Origin of the sequence: Cytobacillus sp. FSL W7-1323, assembly GCF_038595015.1 — a bacterium.
Lineage (GTDB): Bacteria > Bacillota > Bacilli > Bacillales > Cytobacillaceae > Cytobacillus > Cytobacillus kochii.
In genome coordinates this window covers 4,234,763-4,248,556 of sequence record NZ_CP151998.1, presented here as the reverse complement: position 1 = coordinate 4,248,556, position 13,794 = coordinate 4,234,763, and the positions used below count along the sequence as shown (strand labels likewise).

Sequence of the window (13,794 nt, the reverse complement as noted above, 5' to 3'; positions counted from 1 at the left end):
TTAAACAAACAGCTTCAATCGGAGCTGTTTGTTTTCTGTTTGAATGTAGATCTCTTAGTACTTAAGTATTCAGAAAATAATTATTTTGATAAAACATGTATATAAAAATCGAGTTAGTAAAAAATAAATCCAAAAAAATTTTTAGATGATGTATATATCTTCTGGAATCTGTTCAAACTGATGCCAGAGGTGATGAAAAATGAGAGAGGAAGAAAAAAAGACTTCTCAAGATTCTAGTTTTAAAAAGTTTATGAAGAAACGTTGGGCTTATCCAGCAATTTACATCGCGAGTGCAGCACTCATACTTAGTGGCGTTCTATGGTTCCAAAACAGCAATGAAAATGCTTCAGACACAGATGGATTCGATTACGGTGAGACAGATCTTACTGGCAAAGGTAATGAGGATGCAGTTGAAGTAAATAATGCAATGGAGAACTTTGTGCTACCGGTAGAAAAAGCGGACGGAGCAGTAATCCAAACTAAATTCTATGATGTACATGGTGAGGAAGCGGCTCAAGAAGAAGCTTTGGTATTCTACAATAACACATACCAACCAAATGCAGGTATTGACATTGTTATGGAAGATGGGAAAACATTTGAAGTTCGTGCAGCATTAAGTGGAACAGTTACTAAGGTGGAAGAAGATGCAACACTAGGTAATGTCGTTGAAATTCAGCATGCTGAAGGAATTGTGACACGCTACCAATCCATTACTGATATGAAAGTAAAAGAAGGTAGTGTAGTGGAGCAAGGAGATACAATTGCTCAATCTGGTCAAAGCCAAATTAACCAAGAAGCTGGAGAGCACGTACATTTTGAAATCCGTAAAGATGGTGTAGCTGTAAACCCAGAAGAGTTTGTTGGTAAAACGTTAAGTCAATTGGAAAAAGCTGAAATAGCTGAAGAGAGTACACCTGCTGAAGATGCAGCCCAAGAAGGTTCAACGGAAAGTGCTGATGATGAATCAGATGCTGCGCCAAGTGATGAAGGCCAATCAGAAGATGATGGTGCAAGCAATGAAGATGAAACAGACGCTGATACTTCTTCGGATTCACAAGAATCATAAATAATGTTGAGACAAAAATGGAAAAGTTTCGACATTTCTCGGGAAATATTCATTCGTGAATATTTCCCTTTTTATTTCTTATGGTGTTTGAGTAGAATGTATTGATAGTAATGAATTTTTTTTATATGTAATGAATAAATCTTGACCAGTAAATGCTTGAAGTCTAGAAGCAGACTGTAGAGGTGCCAGTAAAGTGAAGAACTCTTCATCGGCTTGGAATTCGAGCACACGATCATCTGCAGCTCCAATAAGTTTAGCTTGCGATGTATACATTTCATCAATGATGGTTAATGGCTGAAAAGCGTTAATATGATTATCTTTAAGGTTGTTGAGTGTTTTTAATTCTTCAACGCTTAGTCCGTATCTACCGGCAATTCTCCATAATGTTTCCCCAGGAGCGACAATATGTATAAATGGTTCACCTGATAAACCTTGATAGTTTGTAGGATATGGAATGTCTAGCGATTGCCCTACAGTAATATAATTGTCTACAAGTTGGTTATGTATTTTTAATTCTTCGACAGAAAGATTATGTTTTTTGGCAATACGATAGAGTGTATCATTTTTTTTAACTTTATAAGTAGCGGCTTCTGATGATTGCTCATTCAAGCTGAAAATGACAGCAAGAATAATGACTGTAGCAGCCAAGATGCCTGTTAATTTCATTCTTCTTATTTTCATCCTTCTTTGTCTCGCTTCAAAGATTCTCTCTTTCCGTGGCTTTAACACTGTCAAAATAAATCACCCTTCAATTGGAAAATAATTGTTATATAACCATGTTTTATCTATTGGCTCGATTTTTAGTGTAAGTCAGGGATGGATTAAACAACAATAGGAATAAAGAATCTCTTGTTCATTATAAAGAATTGGGTATTTGGATTTTATGTATGGACTTTTATCACTTTTCATTGGTTACTGAAATACATTTAATTGAGTGATTAGAACTAAAAAATGCTCTTTTGTAATATAGAGTAAGAAAAAGGGTTTGCGAAACTTGTCGAAAAATAAGAATTTATAATCAGGTCTAATCACCCTTTTTTAAGTCATAAGTCGCAGGTATTAAATAACAACCATGTTTTATAGAGAATGTCTTCTTGAAAAAGATTGCTTAAAATGAAAAAAACATACAGCTACTTGTCCTACTTGTGTTTTTTGTGCATATATTTTAATCCAAGCTAATAAACTGTTACAAACCTTACAAAGAGAATGTTTGAGGTGAGGGGTCGTTTGTTTAGTAACAGCTGTATAATCTCTAGGATATGTTTAGCTACTGCTCGGCAGGTTTACCTGCTACTCTTTTAACAACTAGTAAAAAACACACTATAAGACAAAGTAAAAACGAGTCTCATTTCACACTTCTCACATCCAATTTAGGGAGGGCGAGTAGTGTGCACGATTACATCAAAGAGAGAACCATCAAGATTGGAAAGTATATCGTGGAGACGAGAAAAACGGTTCGCGTAATTGCGAAGGAGTTTGGCGTATCCAAAAGTACAGTCCATAAAGATCTTACAGAAAGATTGCCTGAAATAAATCCTGACCTTGCTAATGAAGTAAAAGAAATATTAGATTATCATAAGTCCATTCGTCATTTGCGAGGGGGAGAAGCAACAAAGTTAAAGTATAAAAAAGAAGAGCTTGAAGAAGAACCCATCAAATAATGTATGAAGCGGGCAGAGGGAGGTAAGATACAACCACCATCTGCCCGTTTAACCATCACTCCTTTATTACTTCAAAGTGTTCTCACCAGCTTTTATCCCAAGAATCAACCAATTCGACAATTTCTCCTTAAAAAGTCACAATATATTTTGACAAATAGTTATTTATTCTCCTAGAGATGTGCTAAAATAATTAACTAGGATATAATGAACTTGATATGTGCTTTTGTTAACGTGGAAGCCCTAGGATATACATAAAACAACTCTTTTCTCAGGTTGCTTGAGAAAGGCTTTTGTATGGGGAAATATTCGTGCGGAAACGAAAAATCAATGATAGATTGCTTACATAAGCAAAAAACACAAAAGGCATTTTACATGCCTATTAAGCCATTTGAACTGTAAAAATGAGAAGAAGATTTAGTTGCGAGGAGGAAGTTAGGAACAATGTTTGCAAGAGATATTGGAATTGACTTAGGTACGGCAAATGTACTGATACACGTAAAAGGAAGAGGGATCGTATTAAACGAACCTTCTGTTGTAGCCATTGATAAAAACACGAATAGAGTACTAGCTGTTGGTGAAGAAGCACGCCGTATGGTGGGGAGAACGCCTGGAAATATTATTGCTATTCGCCCGCTAAAAGATGGTGTTATTGCTGACTTTGATGTAACTGAAGCGATGCTTAAGCACTTTATTAACAAATTAAATGTAAAGGGCTTTCTATCTAAACCACGTATTCTTATTTGTTGCCCTACAAATGTAACGAGTGTCGAGCAAAAAGCGATTAGAGAAGCCGCAGAAAAAAGTGGCGGTAAGAAAGTCTATCTTGAAGAAGAACCGAAAGTTGCTGCAATTGGTGCGGGAATGGATATTTTCCAACCAAGTGGTAATATGGTCGTAGATATTGGTGGAGGAACAACGGATGTGGCTGTTCTATCTATGGGTGATATTGTTACATCTTCTTCAATTAAAATGGCCGGTGATAAATTTGACAATGAAATTCTCCAATACATTAAAAAGGAGTATAAGCTTTTAATTGGTGAGCGTACGGCTGAAGATATTAAAACTTCTATTGCAACAGTATTCCCTGACTCTAGAAATGAGAGCATGGAAATTCGTGGACGTGATATGGTTTCTGGATTACCTCGCACAATTACTGTTCATTCAAAAGAAATCGAACAAGCTTTAAAAGAGCCTGTAGACGTGATTGTTCAAGCTGCAAAAAGCGTTTTAGAGCGGACACCACCTGAACTATCAGCAGATATTATTGATCGTGGCGTTATTCTGACTGGTGGAGGAGCATTGCTTCATGGTATCGATATGCTTCTTGCTGAAGAATTAAAAGTACCTGTTCTCATTGCTGAAAATCCGATGGACTGTGTCGCAATTGGAACTGGAATTATGCTTGATAACATTGATCGTTTACCACGGAAAAAATTAAGTTAACAAATGAGTAAGGCTGACCTAATGATTCTCCTATAGGCCAGCCTTTTCGTTGAAGAGGAATGCATTTACCTCTAAGTAAATAATGTTAATTAATTATGCAGCCTTTCCGATATAAAAGGGAGACGATAATATACGGGAGTGACCGATATGTTTAGAGGGTTTTACACTGCAGCATCAGGTATGTTAACGCAGCAAAGAAGAACGGAAATGTTAGCTAACAATATGGCCAATGCAAATACACCTGGTTTTAAAGCAGATCAAACAGCAATTAGCAGTTTCTCTGATATGTTACTGCAAAGAATAGATAGTCAAAATATCCCTACTGAAAACGGATTTCGTATACCAGTTAACGAAACAGTTGGAAGTATTAGTACAGGTGTATATTTACAAGAAGCAATGCCTTTATATACCCAGGGTGATTTGAATGAAACAGGTCTGGCTACAGACTTATCGCTTGAAAATGGTAATCTTCCGGACGGTAGTGCATTGTTTTTTACTGTTGCTGGTGAAGATGGGAATACAAAATATACACGCAATGGTAATTTTACATTAGATAGCCAAGGGTATTTGACTTCAGCAAGTGGTTTATACGTCTTAGATACAAACGGGAACAGAATCCAACCAGGTAGTGAATCATTTACCGTTAATGATGAAGGGTATTTAACAAATGCAGCTGGAAATACCACACGAATTGGCGTAGCTTATGCGGAAACAACAGAGAATCTTCTAAAACAAGGAGATGGACTCTTCGCTACGGAAGATAATACTGCTTTGCAAAATGGTTACGGTAATGTAGCCTTTCGTATCCACCAAGGTTTCTTAGAACGTTCCAATGTTGATACCTCAAGAACGATGACAGATATGATGGCAAGCTATCGTACGTTTGAAGCCAACCAAAAAGTGTTACAAGCATACGACCGCAGTATGGAGAAAGCAGTAAACGAAGTTGGCCGTCTTGGATAACAACCAGGAAGTTATAAGGAGGCGATGAAATGAACCGTGTAATGATTACAGCAACAAACACCTTATCACAATTACAAAAGCAAATGGATATACACGCCAATAATATGGCGAATGTCGATACTACAGGTTTTAAAAGAAGAGAAGCGTCTTTTGGTGAACTTCTCGTTCAACAATTTAATAATCAACCTGCTGAAGAACTAATGGGCGTACAGAGAATGACTCCAGAAGGCGTTAGACAAGGTGTAGGGGCTAAACTTGCCCAAGCTAAGCTAGTGAGCACACAAGGCAGTCTAAAATCAACTGATCGGGCATTAGACTTCGCTTTAACAGGAGAAGGTCAATACTTCCGCATTCTTCAACAAACCGAAAACGGTGCTGAAATCCGTTATACCAGAGACGGCTCTTTCCATCTTACGCCGTCAGGGAATAATGAAGTGATGCTTGTAACTGGGAATGGTGATGCCGTTTTAGGACAGAATAATGAACCCATTACTTTTTCTTCAGATGTAAACCAGTTTACATTATTGGAGCAAGGCAGACTCCAAGCTCATACTGCTAATGGAGACATTGAAACGGTAAATATTGGGATTACGGTCGTACATAAACCACAATATTTAACACAAATCGGTGAAAATATGTTAAGCTTGCCTGCAGAGGCTGAAATGGATGGCATTGATATTTATACTGATTTAGCTGGGCAGTTCAGTGGCGATATTTCACTATCACAAGGTGTCCTAGAACAATCAAATGTCGACCTTTCAAAGGAAATGACCGACCTAATGAACACACAACGTTCATACCAATTTCAATCACGTTCAATAACGATGGCTGATCAAATGATGGGCCTCATTAATGGAATTCGTTAAAGGGGAAGAAAACGATGTCACTTAATAACGAGCAAGATTCGTCAACAAGAATAACTAAACAAAAAGCGCAACATAATTCAACTACTACACGTGAAGATAAAACCACAGTGAACCGAATTAGAGTGCGACTTATACCGATCTGGCTACGAATTATTATTGTGCTAGTTTTACTTGCCATTTGTATCATCGCGGGTGCAGCGTTCGGATATAGTGTGCTTGGTGATGGCCAGGCAACAGATATTTTTAAAAAAGAAACGTGGATGCATATGATTGATTTGGTTAATAAAGAGAACTGAAGAATGGGGAGCGCATGTATATGCCTCCTTTTTGTTTTGACTTATTTTAAGAATTTGAAAATGAAATTGTTTTATCTTTGCATTTGGGCTTTTTTTTAGTACAATAATAATTAATATTATACCTATTATTAGTAGGAGGTACTAAAAATGCTTGATATTAATGAAATAAAAGAAATTATTCCTCATCGTTATCCCTTTTTATTAGTAGATAAAATCCTTGAAGTGGAAGAAGGTCAAAGAGCTATTGGCATTAAAAATGTTACGGCTAATGAAGAATTCTTTAATGGCCATTTTCCTGATTACCCCGTCATGCCTGGTGTTTTAATTGTGGAAGCATTAGCACAAGTAGGCGGAGTGGCGATGCTGAAAAAAGAAGAAAATAAAGGAAAGCTCGCTTTTTTCACTGGGATTGATAAATGTCGATTTAAAAAACAAGTGAAGCCGGGCGATCAGCTGCGATTAGAGGTCGAAATGACTCGTGTGAAGGGCCCGATTGGTAAAGGAAAAGGTGTTGCAACCGTCGACGGCGAACTAGTTTGTGAAACAGAAATGATGTTTGCATTGAAATAACATCAAAAGAAGTAATGCCCGCTTTATATAGGGCATTACTTCTTTTTTTCTCTGCAAGGCACTATCACAGGCGGAAAATTTTACAATCAATCAATTTGAAATTTTGTTCAGGTTTTCGGGAACGATAACAAAAGACCACAATAGAGGTCAAAAATTTTTGAAATTGGAAGGGAGTTTTACCCATGAATACAAAGCTGTTAAAATTACTGTCTGCATCTGCTTTAGCGGCGACAATGCTTGTTGGTTGTGGAGCAAACAATGAGCAAGAGCCACCGCCAGAAGATAATGATAATATTGAAGAGCCAGCAGAATTAGAGGATGGAAATGACATTAATAATAATGATCAAGACGATCTAAACAATGATGATGATGGTATGCTTGAAGATGACAATAATACAGATGAAAATTTAAATGAAGATGCACCTGCGGACGAAGAAAACAAAGATAATATGTAAATAAAAAAGAGGTTCCGATTAAACAATCGGAGCCTCATTAAAGTTTAAAGATATCCACGCGAATATTACGAGTATGAACATCTCGAAAAATCGGGTGGAGATCCTCGGAGAAAGCATATATTAGCTTTTCCTTATTTTTTATTACTCGTCAATCTTTGTGCTCTTTTCATTTGGCCTTTAAATTCAGCAAGAAGTTTTTCGCCACTTAACCCTTTAGAAACGAGGTCACTAAGTAATATCTCTGCGAATTCATTTCTTTTATGACGAATGCTCCCTAAGAAAAGGACACTCATATGTTCTTCAAATTCATTAATGGATGCAATTTTAGTAATGAAATGTGCTGGATCATTATCTTTTTTCGTAATTACTACTTGTAGCGGTACATCGATTTCTTTTTTGCGGAGATTGGAAAAGAAGGAAAGGTGCTTTTTATCAATAAAGGCCTCGAGTAGCCACCGACTATTCTCATCCTCTTTATTAATAATGAGTCCGTCCTCCAATTCGACATCTACTAACTCATCCTCATCCCAAACCTGCATGGAAACTAGCTTAAATGTCTTCATGCGACCCCTCCCTTTCTCAAAAGTTAACTGAGTTGTCTAAATTATATCATAGAAGATATACAAAACGAAAATATCTTACAAAAGGTAAGTTATAGTTTATTTACCCCTTTTTAGGTCCCCTTTACACATATAAAAAGAAATAGGATATGCTTAAGGAAAACAGTTTGAAGGAGATAAATATTGGAAAAATATCGGACCAATACCTTATATTTTACATACCATTTCACATGCTCTCCCAATGAAATAACAGCAAGCGATAAACGTGACACTGCAAAAATTCTGTCGATTGATATTTTTTTTACAATAAAGATTAACAATCAATTATATTTCCAAGCAGATTTACCTGCCTTTGAATTTTATAAAGCATTGGCGAAATGGCAAAAAAAATGGTTGAAAAATCAACAAGCGGCATTTTATTATTTTTCAATTGAGTATGATGAAGGAGCTATTTTGGAAATGATTCCTTTTCATCGGTTAGCACGATTGAACACTAGCTGGCCAGAAGCTGAGGTTTATAATGTTTTTGCCCACCAATATCTTGTAAACGAGCTAAGCTTACTAGAAGGAAATTTAAAAAACGATATAGAACGTTATTTTGATATTAAAATCAGTTCATTTATGCCTCATATTCCTTATAGAGAAGAATGTTGAAATTTGTCGAAATTTATCTTACCTTTATTGCAAAAGTTAATTTTTTGCCATATTTTTATGGGAAAATTTAAATTCTGACCGTCTATCCGCAGTTTTGAAAGCCTGTCGTAAATGAAAATTATTTTTCCGTTTTTTTACAAGTTATACAAGCTATATTAACCTAGTGTCAGAAAGGAGGAGGATGATGAATCAAGTTGGCATTGTTGGAAGGTTAACGAAAGAGCCGGATTTAAGACTTGTATCAGATGGAAGGTCGGTGGCAAATATAACGGTTGCGGTCAATCGTCAATTTCGCAATCAAAATGGAGAGATAGAAACTGATTTTATTCAATGTACACTTTGGCATAAATCTGCGGAAAATCTCGTTCAGTATTGTACGAAAGGGTCACTTATAAGTGTTGTTGGCAGATTACAATCAAGATCATATGAAAAGGATGGAAAAAGGAAGTATGTGATGGAAGTGATTGTCGAGCAAGTACGTTTCCTCGATAATCGAAAGAAAGAAAAACAACAAAGGGAGGAGATGAATCCAGATGACTCAAGAACAAAAAGTGATGGAAACACTCATAGAGAGTCTTATCAAAATGCTTGGTAATGCAAACTATCGAATGAGTGAGATGGAGAGTAGACTGGCACAATTAGAATGTATATTGAAAGAATCGTATGATAGAGGAAGAAAAAGAGCTTAAAGGAACCTCAATTTACTTTTATCCCCTTATTACCTTCTATTAGAAAGAATCAATGAACATCCTCATAATATCCCCAACTTGAAGCAGTGCCTATCGCACTGTTTTTTTCTTGTAAGTATTAGGACGTATAGGATATTTAAAAGTAAATTTTGAAGTCAACAAAATAAGGAAGCAAGTGGAGAATGGAGAAACCCCACACTCAAATAGGAAGGCTAAAAGCATTGTAGCAAAAGGGTGCAATAACAGACTTAGCAGAATAGGACCATGACAATATATCATTTTTCGTTTCCTTTATCATTTTATGCTGAAAACAAGTGCGCTTGTTATAGTTACATTTCTCCACTATACCATTTATGATTTCCCGTTTGTTTTTATTTTGAGAGAGGAAAAAGTGGGTATATGTGAATGGTTCATTAATAAAAAATATTTCGAATTATAAAATAATTATATTTTACTAGGCAAATTAGCATAAATTGGTACTTTAGTACTCTAAAACTAAATTTTTCCTTATGTTAATTTAATAGAGAAACGAAAAATTCTGAATTTTATTTACAGAGGGGGAGTTGAATGTTGAAAAAAAGCAGGATTCTTGTCGTATTAATGGCCTTTTTACTTATTTTCTCTGGGTCAGTGTCAGCAGCAGTACCTGAGAAGAAGGTAGAAAATACTAAAGGGAAAGAAAATCAGCTCAATCTACAAAAAATAGAAAAAACGGATGCCGAGGAACAATATAAGAAGTCTGATATTGTTCGTGTAATTGTCGAAATGGATAGTGAGCCGACCATTGCATACGCACAGAAAACAAAAAAAACATTTAAAGAACTACCCGCAGCAACGAAAAAGAAACTGACAAACGAGAAACTAGCAGAACAAAAAGCGGTGAAGCAAAAAGTTAAAGACAACAAAGTGAAGCTCGTCGAACATGAAAGTTTCACAACAGTTGTGAATGGATTTAGTGCAGATGTAATGTATGGGGATATTGAGAAAATTAAAGAAGTAAAAAATGTATCCTCTGTTGAAATAGTGAATGAATATGAACGCCCAGAGGAAAAACCTGACATGGTTTACAGTAAAGAATTGGTACAAGCTCAAGAGGCTTGGAGAGAATATGGCTACAAAGGCAACGGTATGGTTGTCGGGGTTATTGATACAGGTATTGATCCAGATCATCAAGATATGATTTTATCAGATGAGACGGAAGTCGATTTAACAGAATCTAAGGTTAATAGAATAAAAGCAGATAACGAGCTACCGGGAAGCTATTATACTGAAAAAGTACCATATGCTTACAATTATATGGATGAAGACGAAGTAATCGGTGATGTGGCTGAAGGAGCAAGTATGCATGGTATGCACGTATCAGGGACAGTAGGCGCAAATGGAGATGAAGAAGATGGTGGAATTAAAGGTATTGCACCGGAAGCGCAAATTCTCGGTTTGAAAGTATTTGGTAACGATCCTGAATTCGGTTCTACATATGGAGATATCTATGTAAAAGCCATTGATGATGCGATTATTTTAGGAGCGGACGTATTAAATATGAGTCTTGGGTCAACAGCAGGATTTGTCTCGCCAGAATCTGCCGAATATAAAGCGATTGAGCGAGCAGTTGATAATGGCGTCCTTATGTCTATTTCAGCTGGTAACTCTGCTCATTTTGGTAATGGCTTTGCCAACCCAACGCCAGAAAATCCGGACTTTGGTGTAGTTGGTTCGCCAGGAGTATACACAGATTCATTACAAGTGGCATCTTCTGAGAATTCATTTATGGATCTCGATGCCATTAAGGTGAATATAAATGGCGAAGAGGTGGATGCTCCATTTCTTTCAGCTGGTGACAAGCACCCTAACGATGTCGACACAAAAACGTTCGATGTTGCAGATGGAGGACTTGGCTACCCTGATCAATTAACAGAAGTTACAGGGAAATATGCAATGATTCAACGTGGAGAATTGTCATTCGTTGATAAGGCGATAAATGCACAAGCGGCAGGTGCTGTTGGCGTAATTATCTATAATAATACAGATGGTTTCGTCAATATGCAGTCAGATCCAGCTATTACAATTCCACAATTATTTATGCCAAAAGTGAATGGTGATCCAATTGTTGAAGCGCTTCGTGCTGGAGAAGAAGTAACATTTACTTTTACTGGTGAAAAAACAACAGCACCAAACCCTGAAGCAGGCAAGATGAGTGCCTTCACTTCATGGGGTGTGACACCGAACTTAGACTTTAAGCCTGAAATTACGGCGCCTGGTGGGCAAATTTACTCGACATTAGAAAATGGCCAATACGGCATGATGAGTGGTACATCCATGGCAGCTCCACATGTGTCTGGTGGTGCAGCACTCGTTCTACAAAGAGTAGATGCTGACTTTGATTTAACTGGTTATGATCGTGTATATACAGCGAAAAATATTATGATGAACACATCTCAACCAATCGATGATCAAGGCCTTGTTAATGAGTCACTTGAGTGGGATGTTCCTTATTCACCTCGTAGACAAGGATCGGGCATCATGCAATTGCACTCAGCTCTTTCTACACCAGTCGTTGTAACAGAGGTAGAAACGGATGAGGCAAAGGTAGCCTTAAAAGAAGTTGGGGATACTTTTGAGTTCACATTGCAAGCAGAAAACTTTAGTGATGAAGACGTCACTTATGACGCAGCTGCGAATATCCAAACAGATTTTGCTGCATATGGAGAATTAGGCTGGAATCCAAATGAACTTGAAGCACAAGAATTATTGAATGTTGAGGTCACTGTTGATGGTCAAGAATCGGCTGAAATTACTGTTCCTGCAGGAGAAACAGTTACGTTTACCGTTCAAGCCGATGTAAGTGATGCACAAGTAGTTGAACCGAGCCAAACGGGTAATTGGACAACGCCAGTTGATGTTGATGAAGTATTTCCGAACGGTTATTTTGTGGAGGGGTATGTGACATTAACTGATTCAGCAGATACTCACCCAGAACTTTCTGTACCATATGTAGGATTCAAAGGTGAATGGGATCAATCGCCGATATTAGATGGATTAAAGTATGATGAATCATCCTTCTATGGTATGGGTGGTGCTGTTTATGAATCTGGCGACAGTTACTATTATCTTGGTTATGACCCGATAGCTGATGCATATAAAGCGGATAAAGTAGCAATTTCTCCAAACGGAGATGGTGTACAAGATGCCATCATTCCTGCTCTTTCATTCTTGAGAAATGCCCATCAAGTGGTATTTAGTGTATTAGATGAAGATGGTAAGCAATTGCGCAAGTTGAGAACAGACAATGATCTGAGAAAAGACTATTATGACGCTGGTCAAGGTAGTTATTACAAAATTAACTCAGCATGGAAATGGGATGGAAAAGTAAAAAATAAACTTGCTGCAGATGGTAAGTATTATTTTGAAATTAAATCTGTCATTGACTTCCCTGATGCCGAATGGCAGTCAGTAAAAATTCCGGTTATCATTGATACAAAGGCACCGGAATTGGCTTTCAAAGTGACTGAAGGTAATAAAAAGTTAACGATTAATGCATCAGATCATGAAAAAGGTTCTGGCGTATCTTATCTTGATATTTTAGTAGATGGTGAGTCTTTATTAGAAACACCGCTTGCAGGGGATACAGAGGAATATACATTCTCAGAACCATTAGAGGTTGGTTCGACTGTAACTGTACAAGCATTTGACTATGCGGGCAATGTAACAACGAAGGAGCTAGAAGTGAAACCTGCCGATCAAAAGGCACCAACCGTTCGTTTAACGACTCCCGAAGCTTTAAGCACAGTGAATACAAATGATATTCAATTTACTGGTACCATTACTGATGAATCTGAGATTAGTGAATTTACTATTGCAGGTGAGGAAGTAGAACTGACTTATGATCAAGAGAAGAAACAATATACTTTTGATACAATTCTTCATTCTGAAGACGGTGCACCTTCCTTTGCCATTAAGGCAGTCGATGCAGCAGGGAATGTGGCCCAGTTCAAACGAACAATTTTAGTAGATGCAACCGCACCAGAGGTTGAGGTACTTGGATTACCTGAAAGTGAATATATTGAACATGATGCTGAAAATCCAGTTGTGGATGTAAGAGTAGCCGATAATTTTGATCAAATCCGTCTTTATTTAGATGGCGATGAGGTTTATTTCAAAGAATTCCAAGAACCTTATGAAATGAGAAGCTTTGAACATGTTGTGGCAGATATTGAGCTTGAATTACAAGACGGAGCGAATGAATTTACGTTCGAGGCAATTGACATTGCAGGCAACAAAACGGTACAAACAGTGGAATTATACAAATTAGGTGAAGGAGAAGAAGCACCTAATGGAGACGGACCAAACAACCAATTCCCGATTTCTCCAGAAAAGCCTGGAAATGTTGTGAAACCAACACTACCAGGTAGCGGAGGTGGCATTAAAGCACCGAATCCACTACCAACAAACCCAATTGCACCAGGAAAACCTGTGATTGGTGGTAAAATAGGGTTCTAAATAAGCGTAAGAGTCTAGCAGATTGCTAGGCTCTTATTTATTACGTATAGAAAAGACTAGAAATGGGTGAGGGG

13 protein-coding genes are annotated in these 13,794 nt (G+C 37.3%); 11 read left to right on the top strand and 2 right to left on the bottom strand.

The features are described 5' to 3' along the window. Positions 1 to 199: 199 nt before the first annotated feature. The gene (locus MKX67_RS21595) at positions 200 to 1,066 is read left to right on the top strand and encodes a M23 family metallopeptidase (protein ID WP_095371611.1); all 867 of its coding nucleotides are present in this window, start codon (positions 200 to 202) and stop codon (positions 1,064 to 1,066) included. Between the two features lie 78 nt (positions 1,067 to 1,144). Here the strand turns inward: MKX67_RS21595 and MKX67_RS21590 are convergent, their stop codons facing one another. After that, a complete protein-coding gene (locus MKX67_RS21590) occupies positions 1,145 to 1,795 on the bottom strand; it encodes a LysM peptidoglycan-binding domain-containing protein (RefSeq protein ID WP_233435368.1) in 651 nt (216 codons plus the stop codon). 659 nt (positions 1,796 to 2,454) lie between these two features. On the opposite strand from MKX67_RS21590, the gene spoIIID reads away from it, so the two are divergent. From spoIIID to MKX67_RS21555, 7 genes are all read left to right on the top strand, one after another. Next, a complete protein-coding gene (gene spoIIID / locus MKX67_RS21585) occupies positions 2,455 to 2,727 on the top strand; it encodes a sporulation transcriptional regulator SpoIIID (protein ID WP_095371613.1) in 273 nt (90 codons plus the stop codon). A gap of 441 nt (positions 2,728 to 3,168) precedes the next feature. Continuing rightward, on the top strand, positions 3,169 to 4,170 hold the full coding sequence (locus MKX67_RS21580; protein ID WP_095371614.1) for a rod shape-determining protein: 1,002 nt from the start codon (positions 3,169 to 3,171) through the stop codon (positions 4,168 to 4,170). A gap of 147 nt (positions 4,171 to 4,317) precedes the next feature. Next, positions 4,318 to 5,133 carry a flagellar hook-basal body protein gene (locus tag MKX67_RS21575; protein WP_095371615.1) on the top strand — a complete coding sequence of 272 codons (816 nt, stop codon included), beginning with the start codon at positions 4,318 to 4,320 and terminating at the stop codon, positions 5,131 to 5,133. Between the two features lie 29 nt (positions 5,134 to 5,162). Then, positions 5,163 to 5,999: a flagellar hook-basal body protein gene (locus tag MKX67_RS21570; RefSeq protein ID WP_095371616.1), complete on the top strand. Its 837-nt coding sequence runs from the start codon at positions 5,163 to 5,165 to the stop codon at positions 5,997 to 5,999. Between the two features lie 14 nt (positions 6,000 to 6,013). Then, the gene (locus tag MKX67_RS21565; RefSeq protein ID WP_095371617.1) at positions 6,014 to 6,295 is read left to right on the top strand and encodes a DNA-directed RNA polymerase subunit beta; all 282 of its coding nucleotides are present in this window, start codon (positions 6,014 to 6,016) and stop codon (positions 6,293 to 6,295) included. A gap of 147 nt (positions 6,296 to 6,442) precedes the next feature. Further along, positions 6,443 to 6,865 carry a 3-hydroxyacyl-ACP dehydratase FabZ gene (fabZ, locus tag MKX67_RS21560; protein WP_095371618.1) on the top strand — a complete coding sequence of 141 codons (423 nt, stop codon included), beginning with the start codon at positions 6,443 to 6,445 and terminating at the stop codon, positions 6,863 to 6,865. Positions 6,866 to 7,047: 182 nt separating this feature from the next. After that, positions 7,048 to 7,320 (top strand): hypothetical protein, encoded by a 273-nt coding sequence (locus tag MKX67_RS21555; RefSeq protein WP_095371619.1) that lies wholly within the window; start codon positions 7,048 to 7,050, stop codon positions 7,318 to 7,320. A 131-nt stretch (positions 7,321 to 7,451) separates the two neighbouring features. Here the strand turns inward: MKX67_RS21555 and MKX67_RS21550 are convergent, their stop codons facing one another. Next, positions 7,452 to 7,883, bottom strand: coding sequence for a YwpF-like family protein (locus MKX67_RS21550; protein WP_095371620.1), 432 nt, complete (start codon positions 7,881 to 7,883; stop codon positions 7,452 to 7,454). 180 nt (positions 7,884 to 8,063) lie between these two features. Here MKX67_RS21550 and MKX67_RS21545 point away from each other — a divergent pair, with 180 nt between their 5' ends. The 3 genes from MKX67_RS21545 to MKX67_RS21535 all read left to right on the top strand — a co-directional run bounded on the left by MKX67_RS21545 (position 8,064) and on the right by MKX67_RS21535 (position 13,720). Further along, entirely contained in the window at positions 8,064 to 8,534 is a 471-nt protein-coding gene (locus tag MKX67_RS21545; protein ID WP_322909829.1) for a hypothetical protein, read from the top strand. A gap of 184 nt (positions 8,535 to 8,718) precedes the next feature. Further along, complete coding sequence (gene ssb, locus MKX67_RS21540) at positions 8,719 to 9,129, top strand: single-stranded DNA-binding protein (protein WP_307318234.1); 411 nt, start codon at positions 8,719 to 8,721, stop codon at positions 9,127 to 9,129. Between the two features lie 661 nt (positions 9,130 to 9,790). Beyond that, positions 9,791 to 13,720, top strand: coding sequence for a S8 family serine peptidase (locus tag MKX67_RS21535; RefSeq protein WP_322909828.1), 3,930 nt, complete (start codon positions 9,791 to 9,793; stop codon positions 13,718 to 13,720). Positions 13,721 to 13,794: the final 74 nt, after the last annotated feature.